At 39.8% G+C, this 25209-nt stretch carries 21 protein-coding genes; 16 read left to right on the forward strand and 5 right to left on the reverse strand.

Going from position 1 to position 25209, the window contains the following annotated elements; translation table 11 throughout:
* Window positions 1-78: 78 nt before the first annotated feature.
* From SLH46_RS11690 to SLH46_RS11700, 3 genes are all read left to right on the forward strand, one after another.
* Window positions 79-1767, forward strand: a complete 1689-nt coding sequence (locus SLH46_RS11690; RefSeq protein WP_320281368.1) for a dipeptidase — start codon at window positions 79-81, stop codon at window positions 1765-1767.
* Window positions 1768-1930: 163 nt separating this feature from the next.
* Window positions 1931-2278 carry a 50S ribosomal protein L19 gene (gene rplS / locus SLH46_RS11695; protein ID WP_320281369.1) on the forward strand — a complete coding sequence of 116 codons (348 nt, stop codon included), beginning with the start codon at window positions 1931-1933 and terminating at the stop codon, window positions 2276-2278.
* Between the two features lie 267 nt (window positions 2279-2545).
* Entirely contained in the window at window positions 2546-5812 is a 3267-nt protein-coding gene (locus SLH46_RS11700; protein ID WP_320281370.1) for a S41 family peptidase, read from the forward strand.
* A gap of 280 nt (window positions 5813-6092) precedes the next feature.
* On the opposite strand, the gene SLH46_RS11705 is transcribed toward SLH46_RS11700, so the two are convergent.
* The 3 genes from SLH46_RS11705 to SLH46_RS11715 form a co-directional block, all read right to left on the reverse strand.
* On the reverse strand, window positions 6093-6437 hold the full coding sequence (locus SLH46_RS11705) for a translation initiation factor (RefSeq protein ID WP_320281371.1): 345 nt from the start codon (window positions 6435-6437) through the stop codon (window positions 6093-6095).
* A gap of 1 nt (window position 6438) precedes the next feature.
* Window positions 6439-6819: a hypothetical protein gene (locus tag SLH46_RS11710; protein WP_320281372.1), complete on the reverse strand. Its 381-nt coding sequence runs from the start codon at window positions 6817-6819 to the stop codon at window positions 6439-6441.
* 80 nt (window positions 6820-6899) lie between these two features.
* Window positions 6900-7412: a DUF6702 family protein gene (locus SLH46_RS11715; protein ID WP_320281373.1), complete on the reverse strand. Its 513-nt coding sequence runs from the start codon at window positions 7410-7412 to the stop codon at window positions 6900-6902.
* Between the two features lie 34 nt (window positions 7413-7446).
* Between SLH46_RS11715 and SLH46_RS11720 the strand changes: the two genes are divergently transcribed.
* Together SLH46_RS11720 and SLH46_RS11725 are read left to right on the forward strand one after the other, a co-directional pair.
* Complete coding sequence (locus SLH46_RS11720) at window positions 7447-8025, forward strand: HupE/UreJ family protein (RefSeq protein WP_320281374.1); 579 nt, start codon at window positions 7447-7449, stop codon at window positions 8023-8025.
* 145 nt (window positions 8026-8170) lie between these two features.
* Entirely contained in the window at window positions 8171-10492 is a 2322-nt protein-coding gene (locus SLH46_RS11725) for a M1 family metallopeptidase (RefSeq protein ID WP_320281375.1), read from the forward strand.
* Window positions 10493-10711: 219 nt separating this feature from the next.
* On the opposite strand, the gene SLH46_RS11730 is transcribed toward SLH46_RS11725, so the two are convergent.
* Complete coding sequence (locus SLH46_RS11730) at window positions 10712-11143, reverse strand: endonuclease domain-containing protein (protein ID WP_320281376.1); 432 nt, start codon at window positions 11141-11143, stop codon at window positions 10712-10714.
* A 364-nt stretch (window positions 11144-11507) separates the two neighbouring features.
* Window positions 11508-11642: a hypothetical protein gene (locus SLH46_RS11735; protein WP_320281377.1), complete on the reverse strand. Its 135-nt coding sequence runs from the start codon at window positions 11640-11642 to the stop codon at window positions 11508-11510.
* A 295-nt stretch (window positions 11643-11937) separates the two neighbouring features.
* Between SLH46_RS11735 and SLH46_RS11740 the strand changes: the two genes are divergently transcribed.
* From SLH46_RS11740 to SLH46_RS11790, 11 genes are all read left to right on the forward strand, one after another.
* The gene (locus SLH46_RS11740) at window positions 11938-12891 is read left to right on the forward strand and encodes a DUF5677 domain-containing protein (RefSeq protein WP_320281378.1); all 954 of its coding nucleotides are present in this window, start codon (window positions 11938-11940) and stop codon (window positions 12889-12891) included.
* 163 nt (window positions 12892-13054) lie between these two features.
* Window positions 13055-13327 carry a hypothetical protein gene (locus tag SLH46_RS11745; RefSeq protein WP_320281379.1) on the forward strand — a complete coding sequence of 91 codons (273 nt, stop codon included), beginning with the start codon at window positions 13055-13057 and terminating at the stop codon, window positions 13325-13327.
* A 15-nt stretch (window positions 13328-13342) separates the two neighbouring features.
* The gene (locus SLH46_RS11750) at window positions 13343-14239 is read left to right on the forward strand and encodes a hypothetical protein (RefSeq protein WP_320281380.1); all 897 of its coding nucleotides are present in this window, start codon (window positions 13343-13345) and stop codon (window positions 14237-14239) included.
* Window positions 14240-14409: 170 nt separating this feature from the next.
* A complete protein-coding gene (locus SLH46_RS11755; RefSeq protein ID WP_320281381.1) occupies window positions 14410-15120 on the forward strand; it encodes a hypothetical protein in 711 nt (236 codons plus the stop codon).
* A 176-nt stretch (window positions 15121-15296) separates the two neighbouring features.
* Complete coding sequence (locus tag SLH46_RS11760; RefSeq protein WP_320281382.1) at window positions 15297-15869, forward strand: hypothetical protein; 573 nt, start codon at window positions 15297-15299, stop codon at window positions 15867-15869.
* A 339-nt stretch (window positions 15870-16208) separates the two neighbouring features.
* Window positions 16209-16763, forward strand: coding sequence for an ester cyclase (locus tag SLH46_RS11765; RefSeq protein WP_320281383.1), 555 nt, complete (start codon window positions 16209-16211; stop codon window positions 16761-16763).
* Between the two features lie 41 nt (window positions 16764-16804).
* Window positions 16805-17398 carry a YceI family protein gene (locus tag SLH46_RS11770; RefSeq protein WP_320281384.1) on the forward strand — a complete coding sequence of 198 codons (594 nt, stop codon included), beginning with the start codon at window positions 16805-16807 and terminating at the stop codon, window positions 17396-17398.
* 10 nt (window positions 17399-17408) lie between these two features.
* A complete protein-coding gene (locus SLH46_RS11775) occupies window positions 17409-17834 on the forward strand; it encodes a DoxX family protein (RefSeq protein ID WP_320281385.1) in 426 nt (141 codons plus the stop codon).
* Window positions 17835-17910: 76 nt separating this feature from the next.
* Window positions 17911-18816 carry a ketopantoate reductase family protein gene (locus SLH46_RS11780; protein WP_320281386.1) on the forward strand — a complete coding sequence of 302 codons (906 nt, stop codon included), beginning with the start codon at window positions 17911-17913 and terminating at the stop codon, window positions 18814-18816.
* Window positions 18817-19014: 198 nt separating this feature from the next.
* Window positions 19015-24798, forward strand: a complete 5784-nt coding sequence (locus SLH46_RS11785) for an AAA family ATPase (RefSeq protein ID WP_320281387.1) — start codon at window positions 19015-19017, stop codon at window positions 24796-24798.
* 3 nt (window positions 24799-24801) lie between these two features.
* Window positions 24802-25173, forward strand: coding sequence for a response regulator (locus SLH46_RS11790; protein ID WP_320281388.1), 372 nt, complete (start codon window positions 24802-24804; stop codon window positions 25171-25173).
* Window positions 25174-25209 lie beyond the last annotated feature (36 nt).

Genomic DNA, 25209 nt, shown 5'->3' on the forward strand with positions numbered 1-25209 from the left:
GAAGTAGTAAATGTCATTCGTAATTTTTAGCATTTATATATCTTTGTCATTTTGTAGGATATAAAAACAGACTTAAAAATGAGGAAGATTAGGGTTGTAGGGTTACTGGTTATAGCATTGATGCTATTTAACCAGCAGGTTTCAAACGGGTGTACCAACTTTTTAATTTCAAAAGGCGCTTCAATTGACGGGTCAACAATGATCACTTATGCTGCCGATTCTCACACACTTTATGGTGAATTGTATTTTCAGCCGGCTGCTGATCATCCCGAAGGCGCCATGCGAAAGATTTACGAATGGGACACCGGAATTTTACTTGGTGAGATTCCGCAACCGGCACACACTTACAGTGTTATTGGCAACATGAACGAATTTCAGCTGGCCATTGCCGAAACCACATTTGGCGGCCGCAGCGAATTATCGGAACAGAACGGTGCGATAATGGATTACGGAAGTTTGATTTATGTTACCTTGCAACGTGCCAAAACTGCCCGCGAAGCCATCGAAGTAATGACCGGATTGGTTGAAGAATTCGGCTATTACAGTTCAGGCGAATCGTTTTCCATTGCCGATCCTGAAGAAGTCTGGATACTGGAAATGATCGGTAAAGGACAGGGCGAAAAAGGAGCCGTTTGGGTGGCCATGCGTATTCCCGATGGTTTTATCAGCGGACACGCCAACCAGGCGCGTATCACAACTTTCCCGCTTAACGATTCAAAAAATTGTCTCTACTCAAAAGATGTGATTTCGTTTGCCCGCGAAAAAGGCTGGTACACCGGAACAAATAAAGATTTTAGTTTTTCAGATGTTTATGCTCCGGTAGATTTTGGGGCTGCCCGTTTTTGCGATGCTCGTGTTTGGGCAGGTTTTAACAAAGTTGCCGGCGGAATGGCACAATACACCGATTATGCAAAAGGAAATGTAGAAACAGCTGGCGAAAATAACTTCCCATCCAATCGGCTACCACTCTGGGTAAAACCGGACAAACAACTCGACGTACAGGATGTAATGGATATGATGCGTGATCATTTTGAAGGAACAGACCTGGACATGACTCAGGATTTAGGGGCCGGACCTTACGGCTTGCCATACCGTTGGCGAGGGCTTACCTGGGAAGTTGATTCGGTTGAATACTGCAACGAACGTGCAATTTCAACTCAGCAAACGGGCTTTTCGTTTGTGGCTCAGTGCCGCAGCTGGCTTCCCGATCCAATTGGCGGTATTCTTTGGTTTGGTGTTGACGATGCTTACTCGAGCTGCTACGTACCGATGTATTGCGGGATTACCGAAATTCCCGAATGTTTTGCAGTCGGCAACGGCGACCTGTTAACTTACAGCGAAACAGCAGCATTCTGGACCTTTAGCCAGGTAGCCAATTATGCCTATTTACGCTACAGCGATATGATCATTGATATCAAACTTGTTCAACGCGAACTTGAAGATAAATTTGTGGCTTTTGTACCGGTAGTTGATAAAGCCGCCGAAACGCTGTACAATACTGTAAGCGATGCGCAGGCACGAAAATTTATCACTGAATTTTCGGCTAACGAAGCAGAAAACATGACCAAACGATGGAAGGAACTTTACCACTACCTGATCGTAAAATACACCGATGGAAACATTAAGCGCGAAAGCAACGGAGAGTTTGAACGTACAGAAACCGGAATGCCCGCATCACCAATATTTGCAGGATATCCGGAATGGTGGTACAAAGCAGTTGTAAATGCAACAGGCGATCATTTTAAGGTAATAGGAAACAGCCACTAAGATGGAATTTTCTTTTTGAGCTGAAAACCAACCAAATAATTGCAAAATAAGTGGCAAAACAGTTTGCCGAATTGAAAAAAACACTATTTTTGCAGCCGATTTAATGCAATCTCTGTCCTAAAAAACATTAGGATACATTGCCAACTTATTAAAAATTAAGAAAATGGACTTAGTTAAATTAGTAGAAAAAGAATTTGAGGTTGAAGTAAATCACCCAAAATTCGGTGCCGGTGATACTATCACTGTTAGCTATAAAATTAAAGAGGGTAACAAAGAAAGGATTCAGAAATTCCGTGGTGTTGTTATCCAACTTCGTGGAAGTGGTAATACAAAAACTTTCACTATCCGTAAAATGTCAGGAAACATTGGTGTTGAAAGAATTTTCCCAATTAGCTCTCCTTTTATCGATAGTATCGAAGTAAACAAAAGAGGTAGTGTACGTCGTAAACGTATTTTCTACTTACGCAGCTTAACAGGTAAAAAAGCCCGTATCAAAGAAAAAAGATTCTAAAAATTGCATCGCAATAGTCAAAAGGTCTCCATTAGGAGGCCTTTTTTTTGCTCCCTACGCAACTATCACCTCCGCTTTCTCCTATTAATTTACTGAACGCCAACTTTCTTTCCACACGATTTTAAGTGTGATTTAAAATTTATACCTTCAAATTGTAATCATATCATATAATTATAGTCAAATACCTAAAGCCATTGAACAATATACCTTTTTAATGACTTTCACATCAAACGACATGAATCACATTAACATTCAAATAATAAGTCTATGAAATTTATTACTTCACTATTTATGCTGATGTTTATTGTTACGTCCTTTGCCAAAGCACAGGGTACGCAATTACTTCGTCAGCCAACAATTTCATCAGAAAGTATTGTTTTCGTTTATGCCAACGACCTCTGGAAAGTTGACCGAAGCGGAGGCGATGCCATTCGATTAACAACTAACGAAGGCGAAGAATCAAATCCACATTTCTCGAACGATGAAAAATGGATCGCATTTTCTGCCGAATACGATGGAAACACCGATGTTTATGTTATTCCGGCCAAAGGCGGATCACCTAAACGACTTACCTGGCATCCCGACGCCGATATCGTTCAAGGCTGGACATCCGATGGCAAAGTAATGTTCCGTTCAGGAAGGGAAGCCCGACCTACACAAACCAGCAAGTTTTTTACCGTATCAACCGAAGGAGGATTGCCCAAAGCGCTTGATATTCCTCGTGCTGCTTTTGGTGAAATTTCTCCCGACGGCAAACAAATTGCTTACATTCCGATTACTTTCTGGGATCCGGAATGGCGCAACTATCGCGGTGGCCAGGCAATGCCCGTATGGATTGTAAATATGAGTACCAAGGAATTGATCCGCACGCCGCAACCTACAAAAGAACGTCATCTTGACCCGGTGTGGTACAACAACAAAGTGTTTTACTTGTCAGAACGCGACTATGCCAGCAACATCTGGTCATTCGATCCGAAAACAAAAAAAGAACAACAACATACAAAACAGGCACAATTTGATATCAAAAGCCTTGATGCCTGCAAAGATGGAATTGTATACGAATGCGGTGGATACCTGCACTTCTTGAATCCTGAAACCGGTGAAGACAAAAAATTGGTTATAAATGTTGCCGGCGACATGAATTTTGCACGCGAACGCTGGGAATCAGTTACGGCCAGAAATCTTAGCAATGCCAATATTTCTCCCAACGGTAAACGCGCAGTGTTTGAATACCGTGGTGAAATTTTTACTGTTCCAAAAGAAAAGGGAACCTGGCGAAACATTACCAACACCTCAGGAATTGCCGACCGCTACCCAGCTTGGTCGCCCGAAGGCGATAAAATTGCATGGTTTAACGACGAAAGCAAAGAATATAAACTGGTGGTTGCCGATCAGTTTGGACAAGATAAAAAAACATACGCCCTTGAAAATCCTACTTTCTATTTCCGCCCCGAATGGTCGCCCGATGGCAAACGAATTACTTATACCGATACCGATTATAACATTTGGGTAATTGAACTGGAATCAGGAAAAATAACGAAGGTTGGAACCGATCTGTTTGCCCACCCTGACCGCGAAATGCAACCGGTGTGGTCGCCCGACAGTAAATGGATTGCCTATGCACGCCAGCTAAACAGTAGTTTTAAGGCCATTTTTGTGTACAATGTCGAAAGCGGACAAACCTTTCAGTTAACCGATGGGATGGCTGATGTATTAACTCCCGCCTGGGATGCAGGTGGAAAATACATGTACATTCTGGCCAGTACAAATTATGGTTTGGCAACCGGTTGGTTAGACATGAGTTCTTACGATCCGGACGTCACCAGAAGTTTATACTGCATTGTACTTTCAAAAGACGATGCCTCTCCTATTCTGCCAACAAGCGACGACGAGGAGGTTAAAAAGGATATCGAAGAAAACGGCGATGAAGAAAAATCAGACGAAAAAGAAAAGGACAAAAAGGACGATGATGTTAGTGTAACAATAGACATGGATGGAATCTCTGAACGGATTGTTGCATTAAATATGCCCGCAAGAAATTATATGGCACTGGTTAAAGGCTCGGAGAAAACGGTTTTTGTTGCCGAGTCGGTGCCGAATCAAAGTGGAGCAACCATTCACAAATACGAAGCAAAAGAAGATAAGGCCGAAGAATTTTTGACCGGAGTCAGCAACATTGTAACTTCTGCCGACGGAAAGAACATGCTTTACCGAAAAGGTAATTCGTGGGCAATTGCAGGAACCGGCAGCAAACCGAAAAACGGCGACGGCAACCTGAAAACGAATATGAAAATCAAAATCGTACCATCGGAAGAATACGAGCAGCTATTTGATGATTCGTGGCGCTTTATGCGCGACTTTCTTTATGTAAATAATGTGCATGGTGCCCCCTGGAATAAAATTTACGAATGGTATTCGCCAATGGTAAAACATGCCCGTCACCGAACTGATATGAACTATATAATTGACATGATCAGCGGTGAAGTAGCGATTGGTCACTCGTATGTTCGCGGTGGCGATATGCCCGATATCGACAGGGTACCAATCGGGTTGCTTGGCTGCGACATTGTCGAAGAGAACGGCTACTACAAAATTGCAAAGATCTACAACGGCGAAAGCTGGAACCCATCGTTTAAAGCACCTTTGGCTGCTCCCGGAATCGCAGTTAAAGAAGGTGATTACCTGCTGGCCGTAAATGGCATTGAATTAAAAGCACCAACAAATCCGTATAGCCTGTTCGAGCAAACTTCAGGTCGCCAAACCATACTCAAAGTGGGTTCGACAACGCTGTTAGAAGACGCAACAGAAATTACTATTGAGCCGGTTTCAAGCGAAAGAAACCTTCGTTCGATTGATTGGATTGAAGGCAACCGAAGAAAAGTAGACGAACTTTCAGGAGGCAAACTCGCCTATGTTTACCTGCCGAATACCGGAGGCGGTGGTTTTGCTTCGTTTAACCGCTATTATTTTGCGCAACAGGATAAAAAAGGGGTGATACTCGACGAACGAAATAACGGTGGAGGTTCGGCTGCCGATTACATGATCGATGTAATGAGCCGTACTTTATTGGGTTACTTCAACAGTAAGGCGAACGATAACCGTCCGTGGACAACACCAATGGCTGGTATTTGGGGACCAAAAGTGATGATCATTAACGAACGCGCCGGCTCGGGTGGCGATTTGCTTCCATACATGTTTAAAGAAAAAGATTTGGGACCGCTTATCGGAACAAGAACCTGGGGTGGTTTGGTTGGCACCTGGGATACACCACCACTTATTGATGGCGGACGTATTGTAGCTCCACGCGGTGGTTTCTTTGATGTGGATGGAGAATGGGCCGTGGAAGGAGAAGGCATCCCCCCTGACGTTGAAGTAATACAGGAACCAAAACTTATTCTTCAGGGACGCGATCCGCAGCTGGAAAAAGCCGTGGAAGTGGCATTGGAGAAACTAAAAGGAAATGAGTTTGATTTAAAACCGGAACCTGCTGCTCCGGTGCGCTGGAAACGCCCGGATGGATTTAAGGTAAAATGATAACAATGAAATTCAATAAAAAAGCCCCGTTCCTGGCAAAACAAGAACAGGGCTTTTCTTTTCAACTAAAATACCCTTCCTCTTATCCTTCCCTGCAAGCATGGAAGCCTACCTCCGGTAGGCAGGGACGATTGGCCAGTGGTTATTCACATCAAAGGCATCAATTTATTAAAATCGTATTTCCTTGTGGAGGCTGATCGTCTTTCCCTTCAAAGAAGGGAGAGATAAGAGTGAGGGTAAAGTTTCCGGAAGTTAATTGCCGCTTCTTTATATGAATTGACTAACCGCCCGATCGTTTTACTTTGTAGCCATCGGCTTTTAAGATTTCGATAACACGCGCACAAAAATCGCCTTGTATAAGGATTTCACCGTCTTTTACCGTGCCACCTACCCCACATTTCGATTTGAGTTTTTTACCCAATTCTTTCAGATCGTCTTCAGCACCAACAAATCCGGTTACCAGCGTAACCGCTTTTCCTTTGCGTTTCTTTTTATCCAGCAAAACTCTCAGATCCTGTTGATTGGCAGGCAAAGTATCCTCTTTTTCCTCTTCTTCGTTTTCGTAGTTAAAATCAGGATTGGTAGAAAAAACCACTCCTAACCTTTCTTTCCAGTCGTTCGACATATTATCTCCAAATTACTATTAAACTTCCTGTAAAGTATGCAATTACCCAAAACAGGTAAGCTCCTTTTGTATATAAAATATGGTTCTTATGTGCTTTGGTGTCAATCCCTTTTCCCAGCAACACATTCCAGCACCAAACCGCATTTACCAGCATCACTATAAAAGCAATAGCTCCCAAAAGTCCGTGCAAAGTAAACGGACTTCCCTTCGATCCCAGCGTCATTAACGTTATGGCAATCAGGTCGAGCAATACGCCCAATGTTAAAAAAAGGAGTACTATTCTTCCAATAATTCTAAAACGTACAAGTGAAATGCTACCGATACCATAAGCAAGCAGTGAGAGGGTTATTACAAAGGCTCCAATAATTGCTAACGGATTCATTGTTACCGGTTAATAGGTTGTAAAATAAACGAATAATTTCAATCTTAACTAATTGAACATCGAACTGCCGTCAGTGTTCACTAGTCAGCAAAATTCAATGTGCCCTGGGTTGTTCTTTTACTCAGTAACAAATTCTTTATCTCCCCGTTTTTTGTTACCTGCACAATGTTGCTTTGGTCGCTAAAAGCATCGGTAAGAAGATTACAACTTACGTCCATCGTATTTAGTTCCGCAACGTCTTCCACCTCTAGATAGATCCAAACCACATCTTTTTCCATTTCTTTGCCCACAAAATTGGTTTGAACAGCCTGACTGTTCACCTTAAACCGCAGTTTTTCCTGCAGGTAAGCAAAAATATATTCATCAGTGTGTGCATTCTCCTTTTCCTCTCCCAGGTACAATTTATCATGGCCTTCGTCGGCTAATACCACCAGCAAATCGTCGGCAAATATTTTAACAGCAATTTCCAGCGAATGATTTTGTTCGTTATAGTCAACCTGGCAAAGACTCACATAAAAAGGATGTGCCTGCGAAGAAAATACCCCTAAAAAAAGAAACAGAATCGGAATAATTAATTTTTTATCTATTTTCATGCCCTTCAAATTATGGGGCAAAAGTAAAAAATTTATGAGTTTATTCGAGATGTACCTTAAATTAGGGTTCAAACACATTATTGACATTCACGGTTTCGATCACATTGTTTTTGTATTGGTATTATGCGCGGGATACAATTTAAATCAGTTTAAAAAAGTACTGATTCTTATAACCGCCTTTACCATTGGACATTCGATAACTCTGGCCCTTTCAACCTTAAAGATTTTATCGGTTTCGTCCGACCTGATCGAGTTTCTGATACCCGCAACAATTTGTATTACCGCAATTGCAAATATTTTACCTTTTAAAGCAAAAAGTAACCGGGTGGTGTATGTGCTCACTTTGTTTTTCGGGCTGATTCATGGTTTGGGATTTTCAAATTACCTGAAACAATTACTGGGTCGCGAATCGAATATTTTAACGCCACTGCTGGCTTTTAACGTTGGGCTCGAGTTGGGGCAGATTCTTATTCTTGCCATTTATTTTTCACTCTTATTTATTACGGTTCAACTGTTTAAGATACGAAACGATTTCTGGCGCATTTTTGTATCGGGAATGGCATTCGGGATTTCGGTGATTCTTATGATCGACAAAGGTCCTGCTCTGTTTTAAAATTTGAGATGTTACGATTTGATGCCAATTGCAATCTTTTGTAAACAAACCATTATTTTAATGGTTAAAATTACAATAAGTTAAAAGTATTGTTACTTTTGCTTCCCTATCATTTTGGCATCAATATTAGACATTTCAAATCATAATGAAAAAATTAGCACTTTTTATTACCTTTTTTGTATCAACTTGTGCAGTTTCATGGGCACAGGAAAACATTAACCTGAATAAGTTCAGGCAGTTAAAACCAGAATTGGCCACGCCAAATGTTTACCGTACTGCATCCGGAGCACCGGGTCATGAGTACTGGCAGCAAAAAGCCGATTATAAAATGGACATCAGGCTGGATGATGAAACCCAGCGGATTTACGGTGAGGAAGTAATTACTTACCACAACCAGTCGCCTGATGTGCTGAAATATTTATGGCTGCAGCTCGACCAGAACATGCGGGCTAAAGATTCTGACACTTACAAAACCATGACATCGGGATTAAACGATCGCGTTTCTTTTGGTCAGTTGAAACGAATGATGTACGATTTTGATGGTGGTTTTAAACTGGATTATGTACAAGATGCAAACGGCAAGGATTTACCTGCAACCATTAATAAAACAATGATGCGTGTTGATTTGCCAAAGGTTTTAAAGCCGGGCGAATCGTTCACCTTTAAAGTAAAATGGTGGTACAACATTAACGACCGCCTAACGGATGGTGGCCGTTCGGGTTACGAATATTTTAAAGACGAAGACAACTACATTTATACCATTGCACAGTTTTACCCACGTATGGCCGTTTATAACGAAGTGGAAGGCTGGCAACACAAACAATTCCTCGGAACCGGTGAATTCACCCTTCCGTTTGGCGATTTCGAAGTAAAACTTACTGTTCCTGCCGACCATGTTGTTGGTGCAACAGGTGTTCTTCAGAATACCAAAGAAGTTTTAACAAAAGAGCAGATCGATCGTTTCGAGAAAGCTAAAGCCGATACTGAAGATCCTGTATTTATTGTAACACAGGAAGATGCCGAGAAAGCTGAAAAAGGAAAAGTAAAAGAAGAAAAAACATGGGTATTTAAAGCCGAAAATGTACGCGACTTTGCTTTTGCCAGCTCACGTAAATTTATCTGGGATGCTATGGCTGTTAAATTTGGCGACCGTACGGTTATGGCCATGTCGTATTACCCAAAAGAAGGTAATCCGCTGTGGGAACAGTACTCAACACGTGTTGTTGCTCACACTGTAAAAACATATTCGAAATTCACCTTCGATTATCCTTACCCGATTGCGATTTCGGTACACACCGACCGTATTGGGATGGAATACCCGATGATTTGCTTTAACGGTGGTCGGCCGGAAAGCGACGGTACTTACAGCAAACGCACAAAATATGGTATGATCGGTGTAATTATTCACGAAGTGGGTCATAACTTCTTCCCGATGATTGTAAACTCCGACGAACGCCAGTGGACCTGGATGGACGAAGGTTTAAATACATTTGTACAGTTCTTAACCGAGCAGGAATGGGAACCAAACTACCCATCGTCGCGCGGATACCCGACCAACATTGTTCCTTACATGAGAGGCGACAAAAAGTTCATTTCGCCGGTAATGACCAACTCCGAGTCGGTTTGGAGCCTGGGTAGCAATGCCTACGCAAAACCAAGTACTGCACTGAATATTTTGCGCGAAACCGTGATGGGCCGCGAATTGTTCGACTATGCGTTTAAGGAGTATGCCCAGCGCTGGATGTTTAAACACCCTACCCCTGCCGATTTCTTCCGCACGATGGAAGATGCATCGGGAGTTGATTTGGATTGGTTCTGGCGTGGCTGGTTCTTTACTACCGACCATTGCGATATTTCGATGGAAAACGTAAAATGGTACCAGGCCAACACAAAAGATCCTGAGGTAGAAAAACCATTAAAGAAAGCAGCTGACGAAGAAGCCGGTGTAGCCATTACAAAAATGCGTAATGTTGAATTTGCCGACGAAACTTACCGTGTAAAAAATCCGGAAGCAGAAGATTTCTACACGACTTACGACCAGTATAAAGTTACTAAAGAAGATAAGGAAGAATACGACAAGTTTCTGAAAAGCCTGAGCGACGAAGAAAAAGAATTGCTTGGTGCCGACCTGAATTTCTACCAAATCGATTTTAAAAATATTGGCGGACTAGTTATGCCGGTAATCTTAAAATTCGAATTCACCGACGGAACCGAAGACGTTCAGTATATTCCGGCTGAAATCTGGAGAAAAAACAACGAAGAAATTTCGAAAGTGTTCATGTTTAACAAAGAAGTGACGCAGATTACACTCGATCCGTACCACGAAACTGCCGACACTGATCTTGACAACAACTACTGGCCGGAGAAAAAACAGCCAACCCGTTTCGAGTTGTATAAATCGAGATTTGGTGGTGGCCGCTTCCCCGGAGCCGGTGAAAACCCCATGCAAAAGGCAGCGAAAAAATAGCCTAACCGCGACATTATATAAGTCAGAAAGGAAGCACTCGATTTCGGGTTTGCTTCCTTTTTTTGTGGTGTTTTGTACTGTTCCGGGCAATACTCTATCCCTCACCCTATCGGGAGCTCCCCTTAGAAGGGGAGCCGGTTACAAACTCAATTCTATCCTTACATCAGAGCAGTTTTCCCTTAATAAGGGAAAATGTCGACAGACAAAAGGGTAAAGCGATCAATCCTTAAATTCATGCGCAATCTTTTGTAAAATAGATTCTATGTCCTCTAAATCTTCATTTTTAAAGCGCAATATCTTTATTCCCATATTCTTTAGTATCACATCACGCAGTTCATCTCGCTTTTTTCGATACTTGTGTATTTCACCATCTAATTCAATTGCCATATTTTCTTTAAAACAGTAAAAGTCCGGTACATAAAAGAAATGCTCATCATTAATCGATTCATAGATGATTGCGTGTTGACGCAAAAACTTTCTTCCTTTCAATTGTTTTCTGCGTAAGTATCTCCATAATTTCTTTTCTGCAGGTGTTGCATTCCATCTTAAATTTCGGGTTGTTTGTTTAATATGTTCGTAGAGTATGGGTATTGTTTTGGGTCTCAATATGTAGTTAAAGTGAGTATTTTCTTTTGATACTCTACCCCTCACCCTGTCGGGAGCTCCCCTAAAAAGGGGAGCCTGAAGTTTGAGGCATTCAGGATTTTCATCAGAGCTTTTTTCCCTTAATAAGGGAAAATGTCGACAGACAAAAGGGTAAAGTAAACTAAATCAGTAAAAATCTAATCCTCCGTCCCTATGAAATCGGGACACCTCCTTTTAAAAAAGGAGGACGCAGCCGTTTCGGCCCTCCCGTCCACCGCCAGGCAATCCAATCCATTTTCAAAAATCGTCATGATAACAATACTCCGCTTTTGATTCGGTTAAGCAATGTTACGGTAACATTGCTCAACCAAACGCTTACTGAACGAATGTTATGGTAACGTTGCTCCACCCGGCTCTTGCCGAACAAATGTTATGGTAACGTTGCTCCACCCATCAATAACCGGACGAATGTTATGGTAACATTGCTTCCCCAGGCAATAGGTGAGCGAATGTTATGGTAACGTTGACCCAAAACCGGCTGATACTGCTGTTGTGAAACAACCATTGTTTTACATTATTTTTTTTACTTTTAAACAACTAAAAACCAAAATTGCCGAATACATTGAATCAATCTCTTGCAAATATAAATACCGGAAATTGCTTATTTTCCGATTCGAAAGAGAACAATATCAGCGTGTTGCGGCGGTGCGCGCTAATAATATGTATGTTGCATTGCAACATACACATACGTTAGCGGGCATAATAAAAAACCAGAAATGAAGATTCCAATAATAATACTCGGCATTGCGATAGCAATTTACTTCATCATAAGATTGATAAGAATTCAAAAAAATAAAAGAATGGAAAAAGAAATGTTAAGAGCTGAATACATGAGATTAAACAAACTTGCGACAATTGAAGATTGTCTGGATTTATTTGACATCTTCTTGGAACATTTGTGGAATGTTATTCAGGTTCATCATGAGGACAAAGTTTACACCTATGCAAACAAAGATGCTAAAATGTTAAACCAGATGATGTTTACCAAACTGACACATTTAAAAAAGATTGCAGAGGGAGTTGGTTACACAGCAAAAAATGGAGACCGTTTAAACAAAATTGTAGACCCAACAATAGCTGCATCATTGACAAGAAATATATATGAAACCGTTTCTGTTTTCAATCTTATTTACAGAAATACAAAAAGCGAAGACGAGAAAACCATTATATATGATTTATGGGTCAGTTCAGGATTAAAATACAGACAACGCTTTCAATCTGCTGCGACTACGCCTGAGAATATCAAGAAAGTTGCAGATGAACAAAAGCAAATTGACCAACTTGAAACAGAAATAAAAAACACTGCATTATATAAATCTCTTGATGCAAAAAATCAGAAAAAAATTGATGACAAGCTAAAACAAAAGGATTTCAAAATTAGATTTGACGGAACGGAAGTCATTTTTCTTTCTTGGCAAGACATGAGTGATGTAATGGGGCTAAACAAAGATTTATTTGAAAATATATACACCTATTTTTCACTTTACGCCCATCCTTCAGAAGTAGCAGTCTTTCAATTCGAATCAATGTTTAGCAAAGAGAATGAAGAATTTAAGCAGTTGACTACAACAATTTTGAAATATTGTTTTTCTCTAATGAGCGTTTTCGTAGCTGATTATATTAATCTTTTCCCTCAAGTAAAGGCTACTTTTGAGAAACTTGAAATTAATAAACAAATTGCTCTTAATGCACATAATAAAATGCTCAGAGACGATGCTTATTCAATCAATGATGCATGGAAAAATTTAGAATAACGACCCGCTAACAAATTGTAAATTGCATTGCGGGGTTCGTGGTGTGTCGTTCGCTGGATTCTCGCAACATCGTTCCGTCCTCGCGGACAGGAACGAGCTCCGAAATCCGCAACGACAACTTACAAGTGACCGTTAGGGCACATTTTGAAATGACTTCATAATAATGATTGATAAAGAAAAAATACCAGAATCAACTTATAAAGAAATGGTTGAATTATTTGGACAAGAAAAAGCTGAAAAAATAATTATTGACAATCATTATAATTTTCGAGCAATTTCAAATGTAATTATAGAAGAACAGATAGTTAGATTTTTGAGAATAGAAAAACTAAGAGATATAATTATTAAAAAGACTCGAATCCCAGCAAAACACTTGTTACTTATTTTGATAATTGCGGGTTCTCTTTTATATATATTCTGGCCATTTAGGTTGTAACATCAATGATTCGTTATGTTTGGAATACAAGAATTTTTTAAATACTATCAAACCAACTTTTTCAAGTATCAGCAAATTATTAATAATAATGCATTAGAAAACATTGATTACTGGGTTAACGAATTTGACGACGAAAGCAGAAGTAACAATAAAAATGAAATAATCCAAATTATCAAATCACATATTAGAATAACCTATTTGCATTGTATTGATACTCTTTTTGAATTGATTTTTGGTCTATATCCAAGAGATGGTATTATCGATGACAAAAATCTTCCATTGATTATTTCAAAATCTAACGACAAATTTAATAAACCTAAAATAGATGGGTTGGCTAAGAAGACACCTAATATTATAGAGGAACTCAACCAAGAAATTCATTTTGGAAAAAACACCACGACTCTACTACAATACATTTTCTATTATCAGGTCAACCGTGATAATTCTGATTGTGAAAATTGTCTGGAAGAAATAGAAAATAGTTTAGAACCAATCAAAGAGCTATTATCAATCTTTGCAAAAGACCTGGCAGATAAAAGTGAATATAATTCATTAAAACATGCTCTAAGGGTTTTTCCACATTCATCTTTTCTTAAAGTATCAAGTGCAGACAATGAAAAACAAATACTGAATTTGGATTTCAAAAATGCTCAACAATTTATCCTTGAAACAAAGCAAGGCATCAAAATAGTTACCAAAAAATTTAATGCTAAAAGAGACTTTGAATATACTCTAATAGCCTCAAGTATGATTTGGAATATCATTAAACTCCGTGATAAATTTATAAACAGGACAAATGAAGAAGACCCTTTGCACATATACTTTTACGAACATGAAATGTATAAAGACATAGAAACTGAAAATATTGGATTAAAAACGAGTCTAACTTTCACGATGAATAAAAATGAATAAAAAACGTGCCCTAACAAACTGTAAATTGCATTGCGGGGTTCGTGGTGTGTCGTACGCTGGATTCTCGCATCGCAGTTCAGTCCTGTCGGACATGAACGCTCTCCGAAATCCGCAACGACAACTTACAGGTGACCGTTAGCGGTTATTGTGAAATCAACAACATGCATAATATGAAACATTTATCTCAAATCGAAATAGATAAAATAAAAGAAGAAGAAATCTTGCGAAATGAAATACGACAAAACTTATCTTCAAAAACAAAAAATAATCGCTTATCATTTCTTAATAAGCCTTTTTTCATTTGGTTTATGTCTAGTTGCGTATTGACATTTATTACCTTCTTATATAATAAATCACAAGAAAACCTTGAAAAAGAAAAAATCCTAATTGAACAAGAATACCAAAAAAAACAACGTGTAAATAAATTAGATAATGAAATCTATTTAAGACTTGATAACACTTTTAATTGGACAATCGAATGGATTATGTATGAGAAAGAAAATAAGATAAAAGGTGATAGTGCTTCTAAAATGCCATTTAATCCATGTAAAAGGGTAATTGATGCTCCTGAAAAAAACAATTACTACTATCCTGAATTTAAAGATAGAAATCTAATTTCATTAATATTAGAGTTAAAAGAAATTGAAGATAATAAGAATGACATAAAAAAACTTGATAAGGCAATCGGTAACTTGAAAAATTTGAAATCGGAATTCTACTATAAAAAAGAATACAGCATTAACGATTTTAATGGTTTTAGTTCTAATCTTGATTCAATATATGCTCTTAGATGGGATCCAATGACAAAACTGAATGAATCCTTAAAAAATATTGGTGATAACCTGGACAGTGTACGACAAATCATAGATGATATAAAATAGAATTAAAACAACAAACCGCTAACATTTTGTATAAGTAATGGCAGGCGATGTGCTAAATATCAAGGTTTGTAGCCCGCTCAAACTGCATAGCGGTTTGACAGGAAACTTCCACGCAATCTGCCACTACTCATACAATTTACCGTTAGGTGCAATATTGAAATCACGACCTCAGATATATGATTGAAAGAATTATAGTAACAGGAGAACAAGATCATAGACATTACTTATTGCATGAGGAATTAGCACATTCATGGGAGAAATTCTCAGTTGATTTAAATGGCAAAATATCTGGCATTGTTAACCGACACATACTAGAGTTTAAGCTCAACTTTCAAAGAGGTAATAAGGAAATTGTAATAATAGGGAAAAGACAATTCGACAGTCATTACAGTAGTCCGTTAGACAAACATTTTGCAATTAATACATCATCGAAGATTGAAGTTCATAAAATCAAGAGCCAATATGAAAAATGGGAAATTAAGAAAAAGGATAAATTTGATTTGATCAGAAGGTTGTTTCAGACTGCTAAAACGTTATCGTATGACAAGCACTACTCAATCTCATCATCTGCTCAATTAAATGAAAGATGGATAATGCCTCCTGAGTTGTTTGAATATCTGAAAAACGAGATAGAAATTAGAACAATAGCATTTAAAGATGAAGTTTTAAAAATTGAATACGACAATCTTCTTGATACAAACAAAACATTAGAAATATTAGATGTAATATTAAAAAAATACAGTGCATAACAAATTGTAATATGGCAGGCGGGGGTTTTAGCGGTCTGACAAGTCAGACCTTGCGCCCACTTTCCTGCGGGTCTGACACTCCCGATTGCATCGGGACCGCCCGACCACATACAAGTGACCGTTAGCACCATAAAACAACTCCCATTCCCCAACTCAAAAGCCCTCACTCTCCCACTCCCTCAACCATACGCACGCTATATACCATTCATTTCCAACGGCTACAACGTATATCTCACTCCGCCTACTTAACCTACATCAAGCGCATTTCTTATCCTAGGTCAAGTGTACAAGGTAGGACTACACGGTAACTTTGTATCATAAATTTTAAAACAAATAGTCATGAAAAAATTAAATCTAATTCTGATGGCAGTGGTACTGGTAAGTACATTAACTGCAAATGCACAGTCGAAAAAAGAAATCGCTGAAGCAAAAAAACAACTCAATGAAATTTTAGCCGGTCAAAAGCTAACTGAAGAGTACCTGCAAAAATTCGACACACTGGATTTTGTAGTTTACAGTAACCAGGAATGGGAAAGATTACACGAAAGTCATGCTGAAAACATTCTTGTTTACTATCCCGATGGAAGCACAACTGTTGGTTTGGAAGACCACATTGCAGCACTGGAACCGATGTTTGTTTTTGCACCGAACACCAAGATTAACGTTCACCCCATTCGTTTTGGCACCGGACAATACACCGCAGTTACCGGTTATATTGAAGGAACATTTTCAGAACCTATGCCAATCGGCGACGGAAAATTTATCGATCCAACCGGAAAATCATTCAAATTACCTATGGTAACCATTGGCCTGTGGAAAGACGGCACCATGTACGAAGAGCACCTGTTCTGGGATAACATGGCCTTTATGCAACAAATCGGATTGGCAAACTAAGTAGAAACAGTAAGAATTATTCAACATTTAAAAATAATACCATGAAAAAATTAAGTTTATTATTATCAATAGTGGCTGTAATAACTTTATCAGCATTCACAGCCGGAACTTCGTCGGTTTGGACAAACGACGCACCTCACTCTCAACTGTTCTTTACAGTAACGCACTTAGGCATTAACGACGTAAGCGGAACATTCGACGACTTTACAGTTAGCGTTGAATCATCAAAAGCAGATTTTAGCGACGCCGTTTTTAACCTTACCGCTAAAACCAGTTCGATTAACACCCGCGTTGAAGCCCGTAACAACCACCTGAAAAGTGCCGACTTTTTTGATGTGGAAAAATACCCGGAACTGACGTTTACAAGCACAGGTATTAAACCGGCAGGCGAAAACAAATACAAACTTACCGGCGATCTTACCATCCACGGCGTTACAAAAACAATTACGGTTGATTTGTGGTACCGCGGGCAAACCACCAACCCGATGTCTTCGAAATTAACTACTTCGTTTCAAATTGACGGAAGCATTAAACGTTCGGATTTTGAAGTTGGCGGCAAATTTCCGGAAGCGATTGTTAGCGACGAAGTAAAAATTGTTGCAAACGGAGAGTTTGTGCAAGCAGATCAACAATAATTAAGAAATTATGGATCTTTTAAAAAATATATCAGGAATTAACCAGAGTGCTGCAACTATTGATGTGGCACTCCTGGTTTTACGAATTACAATTGGAATACTGATGCTGAATCATGGTATTCCTAAAGTCAAAAAGTTATTATCATCAGAGCCGATACAGTTCTTTAGCACCTTTGGTTTAAGTGAAAAGAACTCGTTAATCGCGGCAGCGTTCGTCGAAGTCTTTTTTTCATTTTTATTGATCGTAGGACTGGGAACACGACTTGCAGCTATTCCTTTGCTGCTAACAATGGTAATTGCCGCTTTTCATACGCTGAAAGCTTTTCCCTTCGATAAAAAAGAAGTGCCCATTTTGTTTTTGCTGATATACATCGCATTACTTTTGGGCGGAAGCGGTAAATTCTCTCTTGATTATATCATTTTTGGTCTGAAATAAAACGTTTTAACCGGCGGACTTTGGGATTCCGCCAGGCTGATTAATTTTACAGGACCTAAAATACGAGCAGATAATAATGAGTAAAACAATCAGTAAAGTATCCATTATCGGATTAGGCGCCCTGGGAATTTTATATGGCGAACACTTTTTACGCCGGATGCCTGGCGGGAATCTTCGAATTATTGCAGATCCCAAGCGGATTGACAAGTATAAGAAGGATGGCATTTATTGCAACGAACAGGTTTGTGAGTTTGATTATGTAAGTCCTGATGCGCCGGTTGATCCGGCCGATCTTCTTATTGTTGCTGTCAAATACAACGCTCTAGCTGACGCAATTCGCATGATAAAAGGTCACGTTGGCCCCGATACCATTATTCTTTCGGTTTTAAACGGTGTGGTCAGCGAAGCAGAAATTGGAGAAGTGTATGGAGACGAGCATTTGTTATACACAGTTGCACAGGGAATGACTGCATCGAAGGTGGGCAATAAAATGAGCTACCGCACAAAAGGAATTCTGAGCTTTGGTGAGCTGGATGCAGTGGCTAACTCAGAGAAAGTTGAACGAGTAAAAGCCTTTTTCGACAAGGTTGAATTACCGTATGAAATCAACAACCGGATGAAGCATAAGCTTTGGAGCAAATGGATGCTGAATGTAGGCATCAACCAAACCGTTGCGTATTTTAATGCTACAAACGATCTTGTACAAAAATCGGGAGAAGCACGCAACATGATGATTGACACGATGAAAGAAGCAATTGCAGTTGCAAATAAAGAAGGCGTTAACTTATCTCAGGATGATATAGACTATTGGCTGAAGATCATCGATACGCTCGCCCCAAACGAGCGTCCGTCAATGGCGCAGGACGTACTTGCCGGCCGTTCAACAGAAGTTGCGTTATTTGCTGGCACCGTTGTAAAACGGGCAAAAAAGCACGCGGTATCCGTTCCTTTGAATGAACAATTTCTGAAATATTTCTCCTGAGTTATAAAATCATTTAATACCAAAATAGCGAAGATGAATAGTCCAAACTGACCGGTTTACAACATCCTTCTCACAACTTAGCGACTATTAAAATAACTCCTTTCACTAAAAAACAACCGTCATTATTTAATATAATATACAAACAACACCTTTCGTAAACAGTAATTTTTATGTAAATTTAGTTATTTCATACCAGATATGATATTCAAAGAATTTACAATAAAGGAGAACATACACAAAGGCGCTGATACCGAGGTGTTCAGAGCAGAGCGAAAGGCCGATAACAAACCGGTTCTATTAAAAGTACGATTAGAAACTGCTTCTGTAAAACTGATAAACGGTTTAGCCTACGAATTTGAAATCGGAAAATCGATTAAGGGTTCTTCCATTGTAAAATATCTGGAAATCAAACACGGTTCCAGAAGTTCGCTTTTGGTTATGGAAGACGATAAGATGACAGCCCTGCAGCGCTACATTCCAAAAAACGGTTTTGAACTATCCCGCTTTCTGACTCTTGCAATTGCCATTACAAAAGCGGTTGAAGACGTGCACAGTCAGGGAGTAATTATTAAAGACATAAACCCTTCAAATATTATTGTAAACCCGAAGCTGGATACCGTAAAATTGATTGATTTTGGATTGGCGGTAAAAATTAATCAGGAACAGGTTGGCATCATTCCCCCGACGGTACTTCCGGGAACGCTGGCCTACATCTCGCCCGAGCAGACCGGGCGTATCAATAAAACTGTTGATTTGCGCAGCGACCTCTATTCGCTGGGAGTTACGCTTTATAAAATGATAAGCGGAGTGTTGCCATTTACTACCACCGATAAGGCCGAACTTATTTTCTCGCACATTGCAAAAAAGCCCCGGCCGGTAATCGATATAAAAGAAGGAGTGCCGGAAGTTGTTTCAGCGATTATAATGAAACTGCTCGACAAAAATCCGAACGAAAGATACCAGTCGGCCAGTGGCTTGCTTGCCGATTTGCTGGAGTGCAAACAGCAATTGGATGAAAAAGGCAAAATTGAATCTTTCGAACTTTCTCAAAAAGATTTCACCGGGCAATTATACATCCCTGAAAAACTATACGGGCGGGAAACGGAGCTGCATACTTTGTTACAAACATTCGACCGCGTTAGCACGGGAAAAGCTGAAATGATGCTCGTTGCCGGGTACTCGGGCGTTGGTAAAACAGCGCTGGTACACGAAGTGCACAAACCGATGACCGAAAAAAACGGGCATTTCGCTGCCGGAAAATTCGACCAGTTTCAGAAAAATATCCCCTACTATGCGATCACGTTGGCGTTTAATGAATTTTGCAGGTACTTGTTAATGGAGAGTGCTGAACAGCTGGAGATTTGGCGCAAAAAAATACTTGCCGCAGTTGGGAAAAATGGTCAGATAATAATTGATGTAATCCCCGATCTGGAATTTATTATCGGCAAACAGCCGCCGGTGGCTGAAGTTGGTGCGACCGAAGAGCAGAATCGTTTTAACGTGATTTTCCTGAACTTTATTAAAGTGCTCTCCGACGAACAGCATCCTTTTATTCTTTTTATCGACGATTTGCAATGGGCCGATACCGCATCGCTAAATCTGCTAAAAAGTATAATGCTGGATGACGAAATTCGGCACCTGCTTATAATCGGAGCCTATCGTGACAATGAAGTGGACAGCAAACATTCGCTGATAATAACCTTACACGAACTACAGCAAAAAAAGGCCATACTAAATCGTATTGAATTAAAAAATCTTCACAAAGAAGATATAAGCGAGCTGCTAAAAGAAAGCTTTGCAGGCGATAAGAAAAAAGTACAACCCTTAACCAATCTTGTCTACGAAAAAACCAGGGGTAATGCTTTTTTCACGCACCAGTTCGTTCACAACCTTTACGACAAAAAGCTGCTGAAATTTAATTTCGACTGCTTTTGTTGGCAATGGGATACTGCGCAAATTGCAGCACAGAACATCACGGATAACGTGGTGGAAATGATGGCGGATAAAATAAAAGATCTGCCACCGGAAATATCCAATCTGTTGCAGTTAGCTTCGGCTATCGGAAACACTTTTAACCTAAAAACGCTGACCATCGTTTCTCACGGCGATGCCCCAAACTGTTCTGAAAACCAGCAACTTTTGCTGAATGCTATCCGCGAAGGGCTGATTTTACCACTAAACGACAAATACAAAGCTGTTGGAATTTCGGATGTAGATACAGAATTGGTAGCCTTTAAATTTCTACACGACAGAGTGCAGCAAGCTGCATATTCATTAATAGCTGACAACGAGAAACCGCGCATCCATCTGAAAATAGGTCGATTAATGTTCGACAATTACAATGGTCATGAAGAATTTGAAGACAAACTTTTCGATCTGGTTAACCATTTTAACCAAGGGCAAGCACTGGTTGAAAACGATAAAGAGAAACTTCAGGTAGCCAGGCTTAACCTTCAGGCAGGCGTTAAAGCCGGCAAATCGATGGCCTATTCAGCTGCAGAAAAATACCTCGAAACGGCCTATGCTCTGCTTCCCGAAAACGCTTTCGATAATAGCTTTAAACTGGCATTTGAAGTTTGTAAAGAATTGGCCAGAAGTTATTATATCAACAACGATTTCGAAAAAGCTGCTAAGCTCTATCCGGTATTGCACGAAAATACCAAATCGGTGCAGGATGAAGTGGAGGTATTTGCCATACAAATGGACGACCTTCACCTGCAGGGCGACTACGAAAGTGCCCTGAACATGCAAAAGGCAGCACTGGAACTTTTGGGTGTTAAGGTAGGTAACGACGATGAACTCGAAGAGCAAATAAAATATGAACTGACTCAAATCTCAGTCAACCTTAAAGGAAGGGAAATAGAGGAACTTACTGATTCTCCTGAAATGGATTCGGAACAGTTTACCGCGCAACTAAAAATACTGGTTGGTATGTGGATGACGGCTTACCTGCTTTCGCGCGATACAATTGTGCAATGGTCGTCGGTAAAAATGACCAACCTGTGTTTGCAGCACGGCAACAGCGATCTGGCTTCGTTTGCTTACATTCAGTATGGTTTTGTGTGTATAAACAGACTGCAGGATTTTAAAACAGGCTACAAATTCGGTGAAGTAGCTTTGGTACTTTCCGACAGATACGAAAATCTCGACATCCGCGGGAAGGTGTATTTTATGTTTGGGCTGGTAATCAGTCACTGGCAAAAGCACGTTCGTTACTCTACCTATGCTTTCCGCAAAGCTTATAAATACAGTGTGGAAGCGGGCGACTGGACTTATGCCGGCTATGGTGCTGCCAACATTATCTCGAACCTGCTCATCGACGGAAATCCAACAGAAGAGATATACCGCGAGGCAAAGCATTACCTGGATTACCTTCAAAATAAATCAGCAGAAGCGCTCAGCAGCTTTTTTATTCCGGGTGCTTTTTGTGCCTTGTTGAACTTAATGGGCAAAACCAAGGATAAAAGCACCTTCGATTGTGAAGTTTTCAGCGAAGCCGAACACCTTACAAAATACTACGACCAGGTAATTGTATTGGGCTGGTTTTATGTGGTAAAAATGCGTAGTTTATATTGGTACGGTTTGTTTGAAGAAGGCGCTGAATTAATTGGCGAAACCGACACTGTAGCCAAAGGAGTACCGGGACAGGTGAAAGTTCCTGAAGCCTATTTCTACAGCTGCCTGATGTTGATTGCTGCCGATGAGCACATTAAAAACACTGCCCAAAAAGAAGATTATTACCAGTTGTTCGAAAAATATCATGCTCAGCTAAAAATTTGGGCCGAAAACTCCCCGCAGAATTACGAGCACAAATATCTACTGATTGAAGCCGAACGTTTAAGGGCAAAAGGCGAAAATATTTCTGTGACCCTGCCATTGTACGAAGCGGCCATACAGTCGGCTCATAAGTATAGATACCCGAACAATGAAGCATTGGGGCACGAACTGCTTGCAAAAATGTGGCTCGAAAGAGGAAACGAAAACTATGCAGCCAATCACTTGTCCATTGCAAAAGACATTTACAAAGCGTCCGGGGCAACTGCTAAAATCGATACCCAGTACGAAAAGTTCCAGGGAATAATGACGGAAAGAACAAATACTGAAGTCATTATGCTCGATTTAGACAGCGTGATCACGGTGTCGCAAACCATATCCGGAGAGATTAAGCTGAATTTGCTTTTGGAGAAAATCATGAATATTGTTCTTGAAAATGCCGGTGCAGAAAGAGCTGTACTACTTTTACCCAAAGACGACGAATGGTACATCGAGGGCGAAAAGAACATTCCAAAAGATGAATTAGAAGTACTTCACTCAATTCCTTTTAAAGGGAACGACAGGCTTCCGGCAAACATCATACGTTATGTTGCACGAACAAAAGAAAACATTGTGCTGAATGATGCGGCAAAAGATGGAATTTTTGTGACCGACAAATACATTGTCAACAAGCAACTGAAATCGATACTCTGTACGCCATTGATGCATAAAAATCAATTAAAAGGCATATTATACCTCGAAAACAACCTGGTTACAAATGCTTTCAGGAAAGAGCATGTACAGTTTCTATCGTTGCTGGCGGGACAGGCTGCTATCTCAATAGAGAACGCAATACTTTATGGAAACAGTGTGCTGGCAGAGAAGGAAATGCAACAAAAAAATGAAGAAATTGCGGCTCAGAATGAAGAGTACGAAGCACTGAACGAGCAATTGAATCAAATCAACGCAGAACTTCAGCATTCGATGAACAAGTTGACGGAAAGCGAGCGCAAATTTAAAAGTATTGTTACATCGCTTCCTTTGGGCTTCCAAATGTTTACTATTATTGATGAAAAGCTAATTCTTACCGATACCAATAAGGTTGCCGATGATATTCTTAAAAAGGACAATAAAAAGCTGATTGGCAAAGAAATATCAGATGCACACCCCAACTTAAAAAACACGGAAATCCCCCGACAGTATTTCGAAATAGCACGCAACGGCGGATATTTACACAACGAAGAAGTTGTTCTTAAGGGAGTTTCGATTGTCTTCGAAAATTATAACTTTCAGGTAATGGACGATGTCATGGTTTCGATGTTTGTTGATATTACCGAACGTAAAAAACTACAAGACGACCTAAATAACCATAAAAACAACCTCGAGCAATTGGTTAAAATACGCACGGAAACCATTGAGCAAATAAATGAGGAATTGCGTGAATCGAATGAAGGGTTACTAAGTAGTAATGAACAAATTAGAGAACAACGGGAAGAGTTGAAAAATACGCTTTCAAGATTGCAAGAAACTCAAGCACAGCTTGTACAGGCAGAAAAGATGGCCTCGTTGGGTACTTTAACAGCGGGCGTGTCGCACGAAATTAATAATCCGCTAAATTACCTTTCCGGTATCTATTACGGATTTGTAAATTATTTTGAAGAACACGGTACACAGGATGAAAATACAACCAACCTTCTACTCTCCAGCACCGAAACAGCCATTCATCGCATTTCCGACATCGTGAAAGGGCTGAACCAGTTTAGCCGCGATAACAGCAACTTTAACGAAGACTGTGAAGTACACTCTATTCTTGACAACTGTTTAACCGTATTATACAATCAGTACAAGAACAAAGTAGAAATTGTGAAAGAATATTGCCCGGAAGTAAATTCAGTTCGGGGAAATGTTGGTAAATTACACCAGGTTTTTACCAATATTTTAATGAATGGTATTCAGGCGATTGAAAATAAAGGCCAAATTTTTATAAAAACATGTTGTAGTAAAGAGCAGGTTACTATCGAGTTAACCGACACTGGCTCAGGCATCAGCAAAGAAAACCTGCAGAAAATAACCGACCCGTTCTTTACGACCAAAGATCCGGGACAAGGAACCGGCCTTGGACTTTCAATCACTTATTCAATAATTCAGGACCACAATGGAACGATCGATTTTGAATCGGAAATAAATAAAGGAACAAAAGTTAAAATTACCTTACCCTTAAAATCATAAACGATGAGTGAGAAGCAAAAAATATTTTATGTGGACGACGAGCCGATTAACCTGTTACTCTTTGAAAGTAATTTCAAAAAAATATATGAAGTATTAACAGCGCCCGATGGATCAGAAGGTCTGAAAGTACTCGATGAACATCCCGATATTATGGTAATTATCAGCGATATGAAGATGCCGGGTATGAACGGCATTGAATTTATAACAAAAGCCAAGGAAAAATTTCCAAACAAGAAATTCTTTATACTTACCGGTTTCGAGATTACTGATGAAATTAGGGCAGCGCTTGATTCGGGATTAATCCTGGAATATTTCAGCAAACCATTCGACGTAAAGAGGATGCATTCGATTATTGCTGATGCATTAGTAAACTGAAACAGTAAAAAGAATTGTTTTACAGCTATTCGATTT

This window comes from Draconibacterium sp. IB214405, from assembly GCF_033963885.1.
Classification (GTDB): domain Bacteria; phylum Bacteroidota; class Bacteroidia; order Bacteroidales; family Prolixibacteraceae; genus Draconibacterium.

Bases quoted from the DNA above. Each gene is read 5' to 3' on its own strand.
- SLH46_RS11760 (WP_320281382.1), top strand. From the start codon at position 15,297: ATGATTGAAAGAATTATAGTAACAGGAGAACAAGATCATAGACATTAC.
- SLH46_RS11710 (WP_320281372.1), bottom strand. From the start codon at position 6,819: ATGAATCCGTTAGCAATTATTGGAGCCTTTGTAATAACCCTCTCACTG.
- SLH46_RS11750 (WP_320281380.1), top strand. From the start codon at position 13,343: ATGTTTGGAATACAAGAATTTTTTAAATACTATCAAACCAACTTTTTC.
- SLH46_RS11725 (WP_320281375.1), top strand. From the start codon at position 8,171: ATGAAAAAATTAGCACTTTTTATTACCTTTTTTGTATCAACTTGTGCA.
- SLH46_RS11715 (WP_320281373.1), bottom strand. From the start codon at position 7,412: ATGAAAATAGATAAAAAATTAATTATTCCGATTCTGTTTCTTTTTTTA.
- SLH46_RS11700 (WP_320281370.1), top strand. From the start codon at position 2,546: ATGAAATTTATTACTTCACTATTTATGCTGATGTTTATTGTTACGTCC.
- SLH46_RS11775 (WP_320281385.1), top strand. From the start codon at position 17,409: ATGGATCTTTTAAAAAATATATCAGGAATTAACCAGAGTGCTGCAACT.
- SLH46_RS11790 (WP_320281388.1), top strand. From the start codon at position 24,802: ATGAGTGAGAAGCAAAAAATATTTTATGTGGACGACGAGCCGATTAAC.
- SLH46_RS11740 (WP_320281378.1), top strand. From the start codon at position 11,938: ATGGAAAAAGAAATGTTAAGAGCTGAATACATGAGATTAAACAAACTT.
- SLH46_RS11780 (WP_320281386.1), top strand. From the start codon at position 17,911: ATGAGTAAAACAATCAGTAAAGTATCCATTATCGGATTAGGCGCCCTG.
- SLH46_RS11720 (WP_320281374.1), top strand. From the start codon at position 7,447: ATGAGTTTATTCGAGATGTACCTTAAATTAGGGTTCAAACACATTATT.
- SLH46_RS11765 (WP_320281383.1), top strand. From the start codon at position 16,209: ATGAAAAAATTAAATCTAATTCTGATGGCAGTGGTACTGGTAAGTACA.
- SLH46_RS11690 (WP_320281368.1), top strand. From the start codon at position 79: ATGAGGAAGATTAGGGTTGTAGGGTTACTGGTTATAGCATTGATGCTA.
- SLH46_RS11755 (WP_320281381.1), top strand. From the start codon at position 14,410: ATGAAACATTTATCTCAAATCGAAATAGATAAAATAAAAGAAGAAGAA.
- SLH46_RS11745 (WP_320281379.1), top strand. From the start codon at position 13,055: ATGATTGATAAAGAAAAAATACCAGAATCAACTTATAAAGAAATGGTT.
- rplS (WP_320281369.1), top strand. From the start codon at position 1,931: ATGGACTTAGTTAAATTAGTAGAAAAAGAATTTGAGGTTGAAGTAAAT.
- SLH46_RS11735 (WP_320281377.1), bottom strand. From the start codon at position 11,642: ATGGTTGTTTCACAACAGCAGTATCAGCCGGTTTTGGGTCAACGTTAC.
- SLH46_RS11785 (WP_320281387.1), top strand. From the start codon at position 19,015: ATGATATTCAAAGAATTTACAATAAAGGAGAACATACACAAAGGCGCT.
- SLH46_RS11770 (WP_320281384.1), top strand. From the start codon at position 16,805: ATGAAAAAATTAAGTTTATTATTATCAATAGTGGCTGTAATAACTTTA.
- SLH46_RS11705 (WP_320281371.1), bottom strand. From the start codon at position 6,437: ATGTCGAACGACTGGAAAGAAAGGTTAGGAGTGGTTTTTTCTACCAAT.